This window comes from Nonomuraea jiangxiensis (assembly GCF_900099965.1).
GTDB lineage: Bacteria > Actinomycetota > Actinomycetes > Streptosporangiales > Streptosporangiaceae > Nonomuraea > Nonomuraea jiangxiensis.
Genome location: NZ_FNDJ01000022.1, coordinates 94,607 through 109,407, shown reverse-complemented (window position 1 = coordinate 109,407; position 14,801 = coordinate 94,607). Strand labels below are relative to the sequence as shown.

The 14,801-nt window shown below is 69.7% G+C and carries 11 protein-coding genes and 1 pseudogene; 6 read left to right on the top strand and 6 right to left on the bottom strand.

Features of this window, described 5'->3' with window-relative positions:
* The first annotated feature begins 1 nt into the window (after position 1).
* From BLS95_RS38120 to hisC, 4 genes and pseudogenes are all read left to right on the top strand, one after another.
* Positions 2-1,798 (top strand): DUF4434 domain-containing protein, encoded by a 1,797-nt coding sequence (locus BLS95_RS38120; RefSeq protein WP_090943242.1) that lies wholly within the window; start codon positions 2-4, stop codon positions 1,796-1,798.
* 59 nt (positions 1,799-1,857) lie between these two features.
* Positions 1,858-2,523 carry an NUDIX hydrolase gene (locus tag BLS95_RS38115; RefSeq protein WP_090943240.1) on the top strand — a complete coding sequence of 222 codons (666 nt, stop codon included), beginning with the start codon at positions 1,858-1,860 and terminating at the stop codon, positions 2,521-2,523.
* A gap of 270 nt (positions 2,524-2,793) precedes the next feature.
* Positions 2,794-2,910, top strand: a pseudogene (locus BLS95_RS60195) (Rv1352/Rv1906c domain-containing protein); the annotation flags it as partial.
* A 128-nt stretch (positions 2,911-3,038) separates the two neighbouring features.
* Complete coding sequence (hisC, locus tag BLS95_RS38110; protein ID WP_176993598.1) at positions 3,039-4,100, top strand: histidinol-phosphate transaminase; 1,062 nt, start codon at positions 3,039-3,041, stop codon at positions 4,098-4,100.
* 633 nt (positions 4,101-4,733) lie between these two features.
* Here hisC and BLS95_RS38105 read toward each other — a convergent pair.
* On the bottom strand, positions 4,734-5,621 hold the full coding sequence (locus BLS95_RS38105; RefSeq protein ID WP_245765530.1) for an EamA family transporter: 888 nt from the start codon (positions 5,619-5,621) through the stop codon (positions 4,734-4,736).
* 202 nt (positions 5,622-5,823) lie between these two features.
* Between BLS95_RS38105 and BLS95_RS38100 the strand changes: the two genes are divergently transcribed.
* Positions 5,824-6,279 (top strand): rhodanese-like domain-containing protein, encoded by a 456-nt coding sequence (locus BLS95_RS38100; protein ID WP_090943237.1) that lies wholly within the window; start codon positions 5,824-5,826, stop codon positions 6,277-6,279.
* A 1,097-nt stretch (positions 6,280-7,376) separates the two neighbouring features.
* Here the strand turns inward: BLS95_RS38100 and BLS95_RS38095 are convergent.
* The 4 genes from BLS95_RS38095 to purD form a co-directional block, all read right to left on the bottom strand.
* Positions 7,377-8,666, bottom strand: coding sequence for a GTP cyclohydrolase IIa (locus tag BLS95_RS38095; RefSeq protein WP_090943234.1), 1,290 nt, complete (start codon positions 8,664-8,666; stop codon positions 7,377-7,379).
* Between the two features lie 201 nt (positions 8,667-8,867).
* A complete protein-coding gene (gene murA / locus BLS95_RS38090; RefSeq protein ID WP_090943231.1) occupies positions 8,868-10,133 on the bottom strand; it encodes a UDP-N-acetylglucosamine 1-carboxyvinyltransferase in 1,266 nt (421 codons plus the stop codon).
* Positions 10,134-10,210: 77 nt separating this feature from the next.
* Positions 10,211-11,047: a phosphoribosylaminoimidazolesuccinocarboxamide synthase gene (locus BLS95_RS38085; protein ID WP_090943228.1), complete on the bottom strand. Its 837-nt coding sequence runs from the start codon at positions 11,045-11,047 to the stop codon at positions 10,211-10,213.
* A complete protein-coding gene (purD, locus tag BLS95_RS38080) occupies positions 11,044-12,258 on the bottom strand; it encodes a phosphoribosylamine--glycine ligase (RefSeq protein WP_090943472.1) in 1,215 nt (404 codons plus the stop codon). The genes BLS95_RS38085 and purD overlap by 4 nt, the downstream gene beginning before the upstream one ends.
* Before the next feature lie 455 nt (positions 12,259-12,713).
* Here purD and corA point away from each other — a divergent pair, with 455 nt between their 5' ends.
* Positions 12,714-13,733, top strand: a complete 1,020-nt coding sequence (gene corA / locus BLS95_RS38075; protein WP_245765529.1) for a magnesium/cobalt transporter CorA — start codon at positions 12,714-12,716, stop codon at positions 13,731-13,733.
* Between the two features lie 25 nt (positions 13,734-13,758).
* Here the strand turns inward: corA and BLS95_RS38070 are convergent, their stop codons facing one another.
* Entirely contained in the window at positions 13,759-14,664 is a 906-nt protein-coding gene (locus BLS95_RS38070; protein WP_090943222.1) for a glycerophosphodiester phosphodiesterase family protein, read from the bottom strand.
* Positions 14,665-14,801 lie beyond the last annotated feature (137 nt).

The window sequence follows — 14,801 nt, the reverse complement described above, 5'->3', positions numbered from 1 at the left end:
CGTGCGCTGGCTTTTCCTGGTCGTGGGCGTAGCCATGCTGGCAGTGGTGGCCACCGTGATCATCATTCTGCCGAGGTCCTCCGAGGAGCCGGGCGCCAGTGCCACCCGTTCGGCGGCGCCCCGGCACCCCAGTGACAGGCCGACCCCCAAGGTCACGGAGTTCACCGACTCCTGTGGAACGTTCGACACCGGCGAGCGGGCCCCGTACGCCGTCACCGGCTACTGGATCACTCCCAAGTCGAACCCCTGCACCTGGCGCTCGCAACTGCAGGAGATCCACCGGCTGGGCGGGGACACGATCATCAGGATCGGGTACGGCCTGCAGTTCCGCACCACGTCCGACAGCGGCGAGGTGCTGACCAAGGACGGCGACGTCGACTCCCTCTACAAGCCGTGCCAGGAAGACGGCCTGACCTGTCGTGACGCCGCCGAGCGGGACCTTCAGGCGGCGAACCCGGGCAACCGGATCGGCCGTACCTACGTCTACCGCACCGACGAGTCGTTCGGCCCCGGGGTGTTCCGCTGCCCCGAGATGGAGCACGGCATCAGGGTGGGCAAGCGGATCTACTTCCGCCTCATCACCCAGGCGGACGGCTCGGACGACCCCACCTGCGACTTCACCAGCAAGGCCGCGTCCTACGACATGATCCTGGTGGCCGGCTCGGCCACCGACAGCCTGACCGAACTGCTCAGCCTGGGCGACCAGTTCGGCATGCGGATCTTCCCGGCGCTGCCGCTGGCCCCCCGCGACCCGGACGTCCCGACCAGGGCCAACAAGCACCACATCGGCACGCTCACCACGCTGACGCGGCGCGTCCTTCAGGACTACGGCGCGCGCTTCGCCGACCGGGACTCGCTGGGCGGGGTCTACCAGCCGTTCGAGGTCCAGATGGCCGCCACCCTGACCTCGAACCCGACCCTGGAGGTCTACGCCGACCAGCACACGATCGTGGAGCAGGAGTTACCGGGCAAGCCCATCCTGATCAGCCCCTACCTGGACGCGCGCAAGCGGGTCGCCTTCGGCCAGACGCCCGCTCAGGTGGCCGAGGCCTTCACGGCCCTGGCCCAGACCGGGGTCGGCATCATCGCGCCGCAGGACAGCCGGGGGACCGGCAAGGTGGGCCTGTTCTGGCCGGACGAGAGCGACACGGAGGTCGACGAGCGGCTGCGGCCGGTGGTGGGGGAGTCGACGTACGAGACGGCGTACCACGGGTCGACCCGCGACTACTACCGGGCGATGGCCGAAGCCCGGGACCAGATGCTCAGGGCCGGTCACAAGGTGCAGCTCTGGGCGAACGTGGAGGCTTTCGAGCCCTCGGGCGCCGAGCCGTGCGCGCCGACCGGGACACGCGGCAAGACCGACAAGCAACGCCTGGACCAGGCCGTGACGATGGCCGGGCGGTACGTGCAGAAGATCGTCTCCTATATGTGGAGCGATTTCATGACCTGCGGGAATCCTTCGCTCGAAACCGAGATCACCAGGGACTGGCAGCGCCCGATCGCGGTGGACGCCATCAGGCGGCCCCGGGACGTCCAGGACGGGGTGGAGGTGCGCGGCTACAACTTCCGTGACTCCACGGTCACCATCCAGTGGTCCGGAGGGACCAACGACCAGGTCGTGTCCGCGGTGGGGTGGCTGGACGAGGACCCGCTGGAGGAGATGCCGGAGGGCATGGTCACGGCCTGGGTGCCGTTCGACTGGAGCCAGGTGCCGACCGGGGAGTGGATCAGGATCACCGTCAAGGTGCCCTCGGGGCTGTCGACGACCGAGCCCTTACACGTGCGCGTCCTGACGTAAGGTCGCGCGCCGGTCGCACTGTTCGCTCCCCCCCCGCGACTGCGTGTAACGTGCGGTCCATGGTCCCGAGCATCCCGGTCAGCGTCGACCTGGTCGTGCTCACCGTGCGCAACCAGGCGCTCAGCGCTCTGGTGTGGCGCCGCGACAATCCCCCGTTCCTGCGGCGCTGGTCGCTGTCCGGCGGCTTCATTCAACTGGACGAGGACCTCCCGGCGGCCGCCCATCGCATCCTCGCGGAGCGGGCCGGCCTCCCCGGCGCGCCGGTGCACCTGGAGCAGCTCCAGACCTACGGCTACCCCGACCGCGACCCGAGGCAGCGCGTGCTGAGCGTCGCCTACCTGGGGCTGGCCCCCGACCTCCCCGCCTCGGAGAAGGCCCACATGAGCTGGCAGCCGGTGGACTCCCTGCAGGTCATGGCCTTCGACCACCGCCGCATCATGCACGACGGGGTGGAGCGGGCGCGGGCCAAGCTGGAATACACGTCGCTGGGCGCGGCCTTCTGCCCGCCGGAGTTCACGGTGGCGGACCTGCGCCGCGTCTACGAGATCGTCTGGGGACGGGTGCTGGACCCCCGTAACTTCCACCGGAAGGTGACGAAGGCGGAGGGCTTCCTGGTGGAGACGGGCGCCACGACCACCAGAGACGGCGGGCGCCCGGCCAAGCTCTTCCGCCGCGGCCCCGCCGAGCTCCTCCACCCGCCGATGCTCCGCAGCCTCAAGGAATAGCCCGCCCCCGGCTCGTCAGGCGCCGGCCCATGAGATGATCCCGAACCTCAGGCACCCCAGCCGTAACGAGAGGTCGTGGACATCATGGCATCGCTCTCCCTGTTGATCATCGCCGGCGCGCTGGCCGTGATGGCCGTGGTGGCCGTCGTGCTGGTGCTGGCCCTGCGCCGTTGACCCACCGCGACGCCAGGGTCTTCCCGGCGGGCACCCCGGTGGCACGCTTGATCGCGTGACCAGCCGGCCCCGGGAGGCGGCGGGTCCGACCTCGACCTGCCGCACCCGCTCATCGTCGGCACCGACATCGAGCCCGGCACCTACACCGCCCGGGACCGGAAAGGCAGCTGGGCCAGGGTGGGAGGGCTGTCGGGCCGGCGCGGCGACGTGATCGACTCCGGCCGGGCCGGTGACCATTCTGCAGATGGACAAGGGATTCGTGACCGGTGGCTGCGGGGAGTGGGTGGGACCCGTGGGACCTGGTTGATGCCTCACGTCGTCGTGCCTTCTATGGTTAGGCCATGCCTCGTTTCCGCCACATCCTGGACACCATGGCCGCCTACAAGCCGGGCAAGGCCGTCGCGACCTCCGACGGGCGGTCGTACAAGCTTTCTTCCAACGAGTCTCCGTACGATCCGCTGCCGTCCGTGGTGGGGGCGATCGCCGAGGCGGCGCGGCAGGTCAACCGGTATCCCGACCCGGGCGCGATCAAGCTGACCGAGGCGATCGCGGAGCGGTTCGGGGTGCCGGTCGAGCACATCGCGCTCGGCGCCGGGTCGGTGACGGTGGCGCAGCAGCTGTTCGAGACGGTGGGAGAGCCCGGGGTCGAGGTCGTGTACGCGTGGCGGTCGTTCGAGGCCTACCCGCTGCTGGCCGACCTGGCCGGGGTGACGTCGGTCCGGGTGCCGCTGGCGGGCGAGGACCACGACCTGGACGCGATGGCGGAGGCGATCACCGACCGGACGCGCATGGTGTTCGTGTGCAACCCCAACAACCCGACCGGCACCGCGATCCGGCGAGCCGCGCTGGAGGCGTTCCTGGACCGGGTGCCCGAGCATGTGCTGGTGGTGCTGGACGAGGCCTACCGCGAATACGTCCGCGACGAGGACGTCCCAGACGGCCTCACCCTCTACCGCGACCGGCCGAACGTCTGCGTCCTGCGTACGTTCTCCAAGGCGTACGGGCTGGCGGGGCTGCGGGTCGGCTTCGTGGTCGGGCCGGAGCCGGTGGCGACGGCCGTCCGCAAGACGATCATCCCGTTCGCCGTCAACCACATCGCGCAGGCCGCCGCCATCGCGTCGCTGAAGGCCGAGGACGAGCTGCTGGAGCGGGTCGAACGGGTGGTCAAGGAGCGCACCCGGGTGCACGAGTCGCTGCTGGCCCAGGGCTGGACGGTCCCGCACTCCGAGGCGAACTTCGTCTGGCTCAGGCTCGGCGAACGCACCCTCGACTTCGCCGCGGCCTGCGCGGCCGAGGGGGTGGCGGTGCGGCCGTTCGAGGGGGAAGGCGCACGCGTGTCCATCGGCGACCCAGAGGCGAACGACGCCTTCCTCGCCGTCGCCAAAAAGTACCCACACCGCTAGCCGCCCCCCATGCCCCCGGCCGGCCTCCACAGCCGGCCGGCCCCGCGCCCCCGGCTCCCGTTTCCGCGTCTCGGCGTCGTTGGGTCGCGCCTCTGCGCTGCTGGGTCGTGCCTTCGCGTTGCCGTCGCGTTTGCGCGCCGCCGCGCTGCTGGCTCGCGTCTCCGCGCGATCGGGTGGCGCCTCCCCGTCGCTGGGCCGCGTCTTCGCGCTTTCGGCTCGCGCCTCCGCGCTGCCGCTCGCGTCTCCGCGTCGGGGCCAGCCGGTGCCCGCCCGTAGGCTCGCGCCTTCGCGTCTCCGCGCCATCGGGTGGCGCCTCCTCGTCGCTGGGCTGCGTCTTTGCGCTGTCGGCTCGCGCCTTCGCGCCTCCGCGTGCTGGGTCGCGTCTCCGCGCGGCCGGGTCGCGTCTTCGCGCTGCTGGGTCGCGTCTTCGCACCGCTCGCGCCTCCGCGCTGTCGGCTCGCGTCTCCGCGTCGCGGCTGGCCTGTGCCCGCCCCGCAGGCTCGCGCCTCCGTGCTGCCGCCAGCCGGCCCACTCCCCGGCAGGATCGTTTCCGTGCTGCCGCCGGGCGGCGCGGCGCCGCAGGCCGGGGGCAGCACGGCGGGCGCCGGGGGTGCCCGTACTCGCTTCTGGCTCTCAGACGGTGACTTTGTCCGGCACCGGGGCCCTGGTCTTGGCGCGTCGTTCGGTGGACACCACCAGGGCGACGCCCGCCAGGATCACCAGCCCGCCCAGGATCATCTGGGTCGTCACCTGCTCGTTCAGCACCAGCATGCCCAGCAGGACGGCGACGGCCGGGTTGACGTACGCGTACGTGGACACCAGCGAGATCGGCGCGTTGCCCAGCAGCCACGTGTAGGCGGTGAACCCCACCAGCGACCCCACCAGCACCAGGTACGCCAGCGCCACCCACGAACGTCCCGAGACCGCCGCCAGGTCCAGCCGCTCGCCGAGCGCGGGGCCGACCACGAGCAGCCCCAGGCCGCCGACCAGCATCTCGACCGTGCTGGCCGCCCACACGTTGTCGGGCATCGGGATGCGCGCCGACAGGAACGACCCGATCGACCACGACAGCGAGGCCAGCAGGATCACCACGACGCCCGTCGTGCTGGCAGACTCGCCGCCCCCGTTCAGCGACAGGGCCGCCACCCCGGCCAGCCCGACCAGGACCCCGGCCACCGTCAGCAGCGCCGGCCGGTCCCTCACCACGAGCCGGAACACCACCAGCCACAGCGGCACCGACGCCACGAGCAGCGCGGCCAGGCCGGTGGAGATGTGCTGCTCGGCCACGGCGACCATGCCGTTCCCGCCGGTCAGCAGCAGTAACCCGACCAGCCCCGCTCCGCCGAACTGGCGCCAGGACATCCTGAACGGCGCGAGCCCCTTCCGGATCACCAGGAAGCCGGCGAGCAGCAACGCGGCCGTCACGAACCGCAAGGCGCCGCTGAGCATCGGCGGCATCGTCTCGATGGTGATCCTGATGCCGAGGTACGTCGAGCCCCACACCACGTAGACGATCGCCAACGCGCTCCAAACCAGAAGTGGAGCACGGTTGTCAGGGGCGTTTGAACTCATGGCTCATGACTGTAGCGGGCAAGTGTGACAGAACGCCTGCGGGTATCGGACTTCGGAATGTGGCGGGATATCAGCGATAGGCGGCTTTCCCGCCACTGTTCCCTTCCTGCCCTGACCTGCCAGGATCCCCTCATCGTCGAAGGGAACCCCAATGTCCGCCACCGCCACCCCAACTCCCACCAACGCTGAGGCGATCGCCCACTTCACCGCCCGCCTCGGTTTCGAGACCGACGTCTCGGACGTGGCCGCCGACTTGGCGGCGGCGGTGCCCGGCCTGGTCGTCGTCGACTCGCGCAGCCAGGAGAGCTGGGACCAGGGGCACATCGAGGGCGCCGTACACCTTCCCACCGCGGAGATCGCCGCCAAGGCGGCCACGCTGATCCCGAAGGACGCCGTGGTCGTCACCTACTGCTGGGGTCCCGGTTGCAACGGCGCGACGCGGGCGGCGCTGGAGTTCGCCAGGCTCGGTTATCGGGTCAAGGAGATGCTCGGCGGCTTCGAGTACTGGGCCAGGGAGGGTTTCCCGGTGGAAACCCGTTCGGGGACCACCCGCCGCCCGGTGGACGCGCTGACAGCCCCGACATCGGGCATCGCATGCGCCTGCTGACCCTGGAGGCGACCCGGGCCTGACAGCGCCTCCAGCGCCTCTACAGCCCCGCACAGCCCGTACTGGAACCAGGCCACTCCTGGACGTATGCCATCAACTCGCCACCGCGGGGAAAATCGGCCCGCACGGATGCGGTGACAGTGAGCAACCCGCCTGTCCTGGAGCTCCCGGACGAGGACGATGGCTGCCGGGATCACCGTCGAAACATCAAGCCCGTAATGAGGAAGTGGATCAACCCAAAACCCACCAATCCGTACTATGAACCCTCATTCTTCCGCCAACCCTCAGCGCATGCGCACATGGTGCTGGCCGGAAGCAAGCACAGGCAGCCAGAAACGAACACGAAGCCCACACGACCGGACGCATTCAAGGGTCTGGAAGGCTCAACGCACTCAAGCGGTAGGTCCACCCGGAAAATTTGGCGCCCCCGTCCGAATCGCGTCGATCGGGGGCGTCGAAGAACATACCCCCATCTACACGGGTCAACCAATAACTTCATAAGAGTCAATAGGTTAGTTAGCAAAGTTGACAGCGCTTGTCAATGCAACGGCCGTCCACCAGTCACCCAAACCTCGATCAGCCTCATGGGCAGCCGGCGACGCAGAGTTGGTGGCTCGCCACCATCAGCCCACGATTCACCTGGTAATCGGCCCACGGTGCGCCGTTACGGCGGCCCGCCCCGTGCGGGTCAGCGGTCGTCCCCCTGGAGGCCCTCTACGCCGTGCGGCGGGTGGCGCCAGGTCGGCCTGCCGTAACAGGAGGAGGGGTTTGAGCCCAGCCCCCCGCCGAGGGCCCGTCGTCCTTGGAAGGGGAAGGGGACGACGGACCCGCACATGGGGGCGGACCCACGCCGAACATGATCCACGTTAGGCGTCACCGACGCCAAGCGCCAGCCCACGCCGAGCGCCAAGTCACACCGAGCACGACCGTATCCGGTCCGTCGGCACGAGCACCAGACCAGGCCCCACACCTGGTCAGGACCCGCACCGGGACGGGCGACCAAGCCGCCCGCCCCAAGTGCGGCGCCCGAACGTGAAGCGCGCCTGAACAGAAGCGCGCCCGAACACAAAGCGCACCCGAACGCAAAGCGCGCGCGGTCAGCGGGGGCCGAGTTTCTCCACGATCAGCCGATACAGCTGTCGCGGCCGGCCCGGCTGCGGTGTGCGGTTCGGCGGCAGCGGCCACGCGAGTCCCTCGTCAACCAACGTGCGCAGCAACCGTCGAGCGGTACGAGGGGTGACCCCCAGCATTTTTCCAGCGCCCTCCGCGTCCACCACGGTGTCGCCGCCTTCCAGTTTGGCGGCGAGCCGGGCCAGCACCTCCACTCCCTTGGGTTTGAGCGCGGTGGCCCCGGTCGGTGGCATCCGGGGCGCGGGGATCAGTGCCCGCCCCTCCCGATCCACCGCGAACCCCTGCGCCTGTTTTCCGGCCTGGGTCCGGGCCAGGGCGGCCCGCGCGTGCGACTCCGCGTCGTGCGTCGTACGTCCCATCCCCACGCCGACCTCGACCGCCAGCCCCAGCTCGTCCCTGATCCTGGCGGCGAACGGCAACACCCTGAACCCGTCCGTGGCCGCCGCGATCGACCCCCTGGTGGCGGTCACCAGGTAGCTGTGATCGTCGATCGGCCAGACGGTGGCGTTGATCCGGTTCGCCTCCTGGACCAGCAGCCGGTGCAGCGACAGCCGCAACTCGTCGCGCCAGTAGCGGGGCGCGGCACGCCGCACGGGCTCGCGCAGCGTCGGCACCTCCACCAGCACGACCGTGAGTTGCGACTCCTCCAGCCGGTGATGCGCCCCGAGCAACGCCGCGGTGTGCAGCGCCGTGCGGACCGCGGCGGAGGTCGGCCTGATCCTGATGACCGGTACGCCCGCCGTGTGCAGACGCTCGGCCACCGCGGGCAGGCAGGTCAGCGCCCCGGTGGTCGCGCCCTGCCGGGCGAGACGTTCGTGGTAGGCCGCGATCGTGCCGGTGGCGCCCGGCTCGTCGCGGCTGTGCACGTCCGTGGCCGGGATGCCGAGGTCGGTGTACGCCTCCTCGACATCGGCCCTGCTGACCACGTCGACGCTGACGCGTTGCGGGTCCATGCGGGTGTCGAGCGCGGCCTTGGCCAACGCCGCCACCAGTGCTGCTCCGCCGAGTTGAACGTACGTCGCGGGCATCGTCAGCACACCTGAACGCCTGGCCAGGTCATAGGGGACCGGGCTGGCGAACAGGCATGCGTCGACGCCGGGACCGAGCCGCGTCACCTTGTCCGGTGCCTCCTGCTCGTCGCGGTAGGCGGCCGCCACCAGGCGACACGGCAGCGGAGCCGCGGCGTGACCCATCAGCATGACTCGCTCGACCAGGTCGTGGGGTCCGACCACGCCGATGGTGAGGTCCGGTGTCATGGCGCCCGGGCGTGACACTCGGGGAGTTTCTTCGGCCCTCTCGACCAATGTTCGTCCCATCCTGCCGTCCGTTGCAGTGCTCTCTTTTGGAACGATCGCTCGCGGGGGCCGTAATGTCACGCCCGACTTTTCCGGAAAGCCGTTCTGGTTGACCGCCCGACAAGATGTCCTAGCAGCTCAAAGCGGTATTTCGTGCGTTTTTTAGCGTTCAGAAATCTCTCGTGTAATGTCCGCGCCGAGCGCGCGCATTCGCGCCGCGAGATGTGCGTGACCGCGATCGATGAGGTATCCGGACTCGATCACGGTCTCGCCCTCGGCCGCGAGTGCGGCCAGTACGAGAGCTATCCCCGAGCGCAGGTCGTGTGCCGTCACCTGCGTCCCGGTGAGCGGCGTGCGACCGCGGACGACGGCCCGGCTGCCCTTGACCTCGACGTTGGCGCCCATCTTGTTCAGCTCGCCGGCCAGGGCGAACCGGCCGTCGAAGATGCGCTCATGGATGTAGCTGGTGCCGTCGGCGAGCGCCGCGACGGTCATCATCGGCGACTGCAGGTCGGTCGCGAAGCCGGGGTAGGTGTCGGTGATGATGTTGATCGGCCGCAGCGGCCCCTCGCACCGCACGTGCAGGACCGCGCCCTGGCGGGAGAACTCGACGCCCATCTGCTCCAGCTTGTAGCGGACGACGCCGAGGTCGAGCCCGGTGCCGACGAGGCTGAGCTCGCCCCCGGTGATCGCCGCCGCCATCGCGAACACGCCCGCGTCGAGCCGGTCGGGCATCACCGTGTGCTCGACGGCGTGCAACTCGTCCACGCCCTCGACGGTGATGAACCCCGTGCCGCCGCCGCTGATCCGCGCGCCCATCTTGGTGAGGATGTCGATGACGTCGAGCACCTCGGGTTCGAGCGCGGCGTTCTCGATCACCGTCGTGCCCTTGGCCAGCGAGGCGGCCATGATCAGGTTCTCGGTGCCGGTGTGGGAGGGGGTGTCGAGATAGAGGGTGGCGCCGGTCAGGCCGGACGCCTTGACGTGGATGACGGTCTCGCCCTCGTCCACGATGGCGCCCAGCCGCTTGTAACCGAGGTAGTGGAAGTCGAGGTTGCGGCTGCCGAGGTTGCAGCCACCGACCCCCTCCACGATGGCCTCGCCCAGCCGGTGCAGCAGCGCGGGAGTGAACAGCACCGAGCCCCTGAAGCGCCGGGCGATCTCCGCGGGCAGCACCGGGCTGCTCAGCCTGGACGCGTCGATGACCAGCGTGCGCTCGGACTCGTGCAGCTCGACGTAGGCGCCGATCGCCTCGGCCAGTTCGACCGCGCGGCGGACGTCCTCGATGATCGGCACGTTACGCAGAACGGTGCGGCCCTTCGCGGCCAGCAGAGCCGCACCGATCATCGGCAGCACGGCGTTCTTCGCGCCCTGTATGAACGCGGTTCCACGCAGTGCGTTGCCACCGCGCACGCGGTAACGGACCATTCGTGCGGCTCCTTGGAATTCAACGTCAGGCTCGATCGGGCCAACAGTAGTCGGTAACACCCGATGCCCCTGCCGAATCATCCGCTAAAGGGAGTCCCCGTGATGCGCTCATACGCTTCTAGGTATCGCTGCCGCGTGCGCTTGACGATGTGCTCGGGAAGCCGAGGTGGGGGGTTTCCGGAGGATTTGTCCCATCCCGATTCGGGCGATAGCAGCCAATCGCGTACAAATTGCTTGTCGAAAGCGGGCTGGGCGTGGCCGGGCTCCCATTCGTCGGCGGGCCAGAATCGCGACGAGTCGGGCGTGAGAACCTCGTCGCCCAAGGTCAGCACTCCCTCGGAGTCCCAGCCCAGCTCGATTTTGGTGTCGGCCAGGATGATGCCCCGCTCGCGAGCGATCTCGGCGCCGCGCGAGTAGACGGCCAGCGTGATCCGCCGCAGCTCCGCGGCCGTCTCCGCGCCGACCTCCGCGACGACCCGCTCGTACGAGATCGGCTCGTCGTGCTGGCCCATGGGCGCCTTGGTGGACGGCGTGAAGATCGGCTCAGGGAGCCGCGAGCCGTCCTGGAGCCCCGCGGGCAGCTGCACCCCGGACACCGTGCCGTCGCTCCGATATTCGTTCAGCCCGCCGCCGGCCAGGTAGCCGCGGGCCACGCATTCGACCTGGACCATCTTCAGCGGCCGGCACACCACGCTGCGCGCGTCGTCGCCCCGCGTCACGACGTGGTGCGGGACGACGTCCTTGAGCTGCTCGAACCACCACAGCGACATCTGCGTGAGGATGGCCCCCTTGTCTGGGATATCGGGCTCCATCACATAGTCGAAGGCCGACATCCGGTCGGAGGCGACCATCAGCAGCAGCCCGTCCGGCCGCTCGTAGAGGTCGCGTACTTTGCCGGAGTGCAAGTGCTTCATGGGGCGATGTCCGTTCGGTAGTGGGAGCCGCGCAGCTCGATCTTCTTCACCAGGTCGTAGGCGTGCCGGCGCGCGCTCTCCTGGTCGGGCCCGCTGCCCACCACGGCCAGCACCCGCCCGCCGTCGGAGACGACCTGGTCACCGACCCGCCTGGTCCCGGCGTGGAGCACGTAGGCGTGCTCGGTCGGCGCGAGCCCCGTGATGACGTCGCCCTTGACCGGCGCCGCGGGGTAGTTTTCCGCCGCGAGCACCACGGCCACGGCCGAGCCCCCCTTGAACACCGGGTCCAGCCCCAGCTCCCCGGTCGCGCACGCCATCAGCAGCCCGCCCAGCGGCGTTTCCAGCCGGTCGAGCAGCACCTGCGCCTCCGGGTCGCCGAAGCGCGCGTTGAACTCCACGACCTTCGGCCCCGCGGCCGTCAGCGCCAGCCCCACGTAGAGAACGCCCTGGTAGGGCAGCCCGCGCCGGGCCAGCTCGCCGATCGTCGGATGCACGATCTCCCGCATGACCTGGTCGGTGAGCTTGTCGGGCGCCCACGGCAGCGGCGTGTAGGCCCCCATGCCCCCGGTGTTGGGCCCCTCGTCGCCGTCATAGGCCCGCTTGAAGTCCTGCGCCGGCTGCAGCGGCACGGCGGTGCTGCCGTCGCAGAGCGCGAACAGCGAGACCTCCGGCCCGTCGAGGAACTCCTCGATCACCACCCGCTCGCACGAGCGCGCGTGGGCCAGCGCCTCGTCACGGTCGCCGGTGACGACCACGCCCTTGCCCGCGGCCAGCCCGTCGTCCTTGACCACGTAGGGGGCGCCGAACTCGTCGAGAGCCGCCGCGGCCTCCTGCTCGGTGACGCACGTCCGGGAGCGCGCGGTGGGCACGCCGGCGGCCACCATGATCTCCTTGGCGAACGCCTTGGACCCCTCGATCATGGCCGCCTCGCTGGACGGCCCGAAGCACGCGATGCCCGCCTCGCGCACCGCGTCGGACACCCCCGCCACGAGCGGCGCCTCCGGCCCCACCACCACGAGATCGACCCGCAGGCGCTCGGCCAGCTCGGCCACCTGGGTCGGGTCGAGGGGGTCGACCGCATGGGTGATCGCCACCTCCTCGATGCCCGCGTTGCCCGGGGCACAGTGGAGCTCGCTGACCTGGGGATCAAGTTTGAGTGAACGGCACAGGGCGTGCTCACGCCCTCCGGAACCAATGACTAGAACGCGCACACCGTCCATTGTCGCAGGCCCGCTGCCTGGCACCCGCTCAGGCCTGGTGCACACCGAATGCCGGAATAGGGACCAAGCTTTGTGGAGTTCTACCTGAGCCGGGGGCTCCCCGGCGAGTATCGTCAGAGAAGTTCACCCGCCTGTGGTAAGTTAGGGCGGCTTTGCGGCATTCCCGTGTGATTGGAGGTGGTCCGGGATGAATCCTGGTGATCCCAGCAGTACGTGCCTCAGCACGTACATCCTCCATACCCCCGACCACTCCAATCCGGCAGCCTGATCGTGCCTCCACGCACCTGCGTCGATTGAGGTGACCTTTTCTCGCGCGTGGAGCGTGCCAGGTCGGGCGGAAAGGGACTGCCATGCGCTCGTCCACGCTTTTCCGTCGCATCAACCGCCACCCCGTGCAGCCGCATACCGCGCGCCAGCTGCCCAAGCCGGTGGTTCATGAGGTCCGTGTGCCCCCCGTAGACTCCATTGTCGAGTTCGGCGCCTACGTCCAGGGCCAGAAGGTGACCTCCGAGGGCATCGTCGAGGCCCTCGACCTCGTACGCGAGTACAACACCGCCGCCGAGGGCGGCCCCAACGCGTTCGTCTGGGTGGGACTGCACGAGCCCGAGGCCCCCGAGGTGGAGTGGCTCTCCGAGGTCTTCGGCCTGCACCCGCTGGCCGTGGAGGACGCGGTCAAGGCGCACCAGCGCCCCAAGGTGGAGCGGTACGGCGACTCGCTGTTCATGGTGCTGAAGACCGTCGCCTACCTCGACCATGACGAGCTGACCGCCACCAGCGAGATCATCGCGACCGGCGAGATCATGGTGTTCCTGGGATCGGACTTCGTGGTCACGGTGCGGCACGGCCGCCACTGCCCGCTCACGCTGGTCCGCGAGCGCCTGGAGGACAAGCCCGCGCTGATGAACCGCGGTCCCGCGGGCGTCCTGCACGCCATCTCCGACCACGTGGTCGACCAGTACCTCCAGGTGGCCGACCTCATGCAGCTGGAGCTGGAGGAGGTCGAGGCGACGGTGTTCGCCGACGTCAGCTCCCGTGACATCAACCGGATCTACCACCTCAAGCGCGAGATGCTGGAGATGAAGCGCGCCGTCACCCCGCTGCTGGCGCCCCTGGCGGCGTTGCCGCAGCGCCGCGTCATCCCCCAGGACATGCGGGAATACTTCCGCGACGTCGGCGACCACCTGTCCCGGGTGTGTGAGCAGGTGGAGTCCTCCAACGAGCTGTGCAGCTCGATCCTGCAGGCCGCGCTGGCCCGCTCGAACGCGCTGGCCAACGAGGACATGCGCAAGATCTCCTCCTGGGTGGCCATCCTCGCGGTGCCCACGATGATCGCCGGCATCTACGGCATGAACTTCGACTTCATGCCGGAGACCAAGCAGATCTGGGGCTATCCCGCGGTGCTCGCCCTCATGGCCACCGCCTGCGTGCTGCTGCACCGCGGCTTCCGCAGGAACGGCTGGCTCTAGCCCTCCGGCCAGCGCTGGGCGCGGGTCACACGCCGACGGGGCGGAGCGGGGCCACGGGCACGGGCAGCTCCAGCCCGCGCTCCCGCCACAGCTCCCGCATCCGGTCGGGGTAGTCGGTGACGACCCCGGAGACCCCCAGCTCCAGCATCCGCTCCGCCAGCGCGGTGTCATTGACCGTCCACACGACCAGGTCGAGCCCGGCGGTCGCGGCGTGCGCCGTCAACGCCTCGTCCACCATGACGTGCTGGGGCGAGAGCGTGGTGGCCCCCGCGTCCCTGGCGGCGGCGGGGAGGTCGGCGTCCGCGGCCTCGTGCCAGTGCAGGGTGTCCGGCTCGATCAGCGCGAAGCGCGGAATGCCCGGCGCCAGCCGGGCGGCGTGCTCGATGATCCGCCAGTCGAAGCTCAGGATGGCCGCGTTGCCGAGCCGGCCGTGCCGTTCGAGCTCCTCCAGGACCATCTCGGTGAAGGCCGCGGGGTCGGACGTCAGCGCCGGCCGGGTGGGGTCGGACTTGAGCTCGACGTGCAGCCGTACGCTCTCCGCCTCGTAGGCGTTCGCCAGCCCGATCACCGCGCCCAGGGTGGGCATCCTGGTCTCGGGCATGGCGACCTGCGTCAGCGCGAACGGGTCGTCGGGATGCCGCGGCAGCCGCACGCCGACGTCGAGCATGCGCAACTGCGCGAGCGTGAGCGAGTTGACCGCCTTGCCGACATAGGGGAAGAGCGGATCATCGGCATAGAGGGGCCGCCTGTCGGCACTGGTCACCGCCGAGACGGTGAGATCGTGCGTGAGCACGAGGCGTCGATCGGCGGTGAGCGCCACGTCGAACTCGAGCGCATGCACGCCCAGCTCCATCGCGCGGCTCATTCCCGGCAGAGTGTTCTCCGGCCAGAGGCCACGCGCCCCCCGGTGGCCATGAATCTCAACGCGCACACCCGGACCCTACCTGCCGGGAGCCACGACCTGACAGTGCCACGCCGTGTCCTTTTTATCCTGCTACGCCCGTTCGCTTGCTGGACTCTCACTTGTCATCTCAAAACGGGCTTTATTGACAGTTAATGCAACTATCT

What these genes read in the sequence shown, in the direction of transcription:
- BLS95_RS38095 (WP_090943234.1), bottom strand. Translation starts at nt 8,666, where the DNA reads ATGACACCGGACCTCACCATCGGCGTGGTCGGACCCCACGACCTGGTC.
- BLS95_RS38100 (WP_090943237.1), top strand. Translation starts at nt 5,824, where the DNA reads ATGTCCGCCACCGCCACCCCAACTCCCACCAACGCTGAGGCGATCGCC.
- hisC (WP_176993598.1), top strand. Translation starts at nt 3,039, where the DNA reads ATGCCTCGTTTCCGCCACATCCTGGACACCATGGCCGCCTACAAGCCG.
- murA (WP_090943231.1), bottom strand. Translation starts at nt 10,133, where the DNA reads ATGGTCCGTTACCGCGTGCGCGGTGGCAACGCACTGCGTGGAACCGCG.
- BLS95_RS38085 (WP_090943228.1), bottom strand. Translation starts at nt 11,047, where the DNA reads ATGAAGCACTTGCACTCCGGCAAAGTACGCGACCTCTACGAGCGGCCG.
- BLS95_RS38115 (WP_090943240.1), top strand. Translation starts at nt 1,858, where the DNA reads ATGGTCCCGAGCATCCCGGTCAGCGTCGACCTGGTCGTGCTCACCGTG.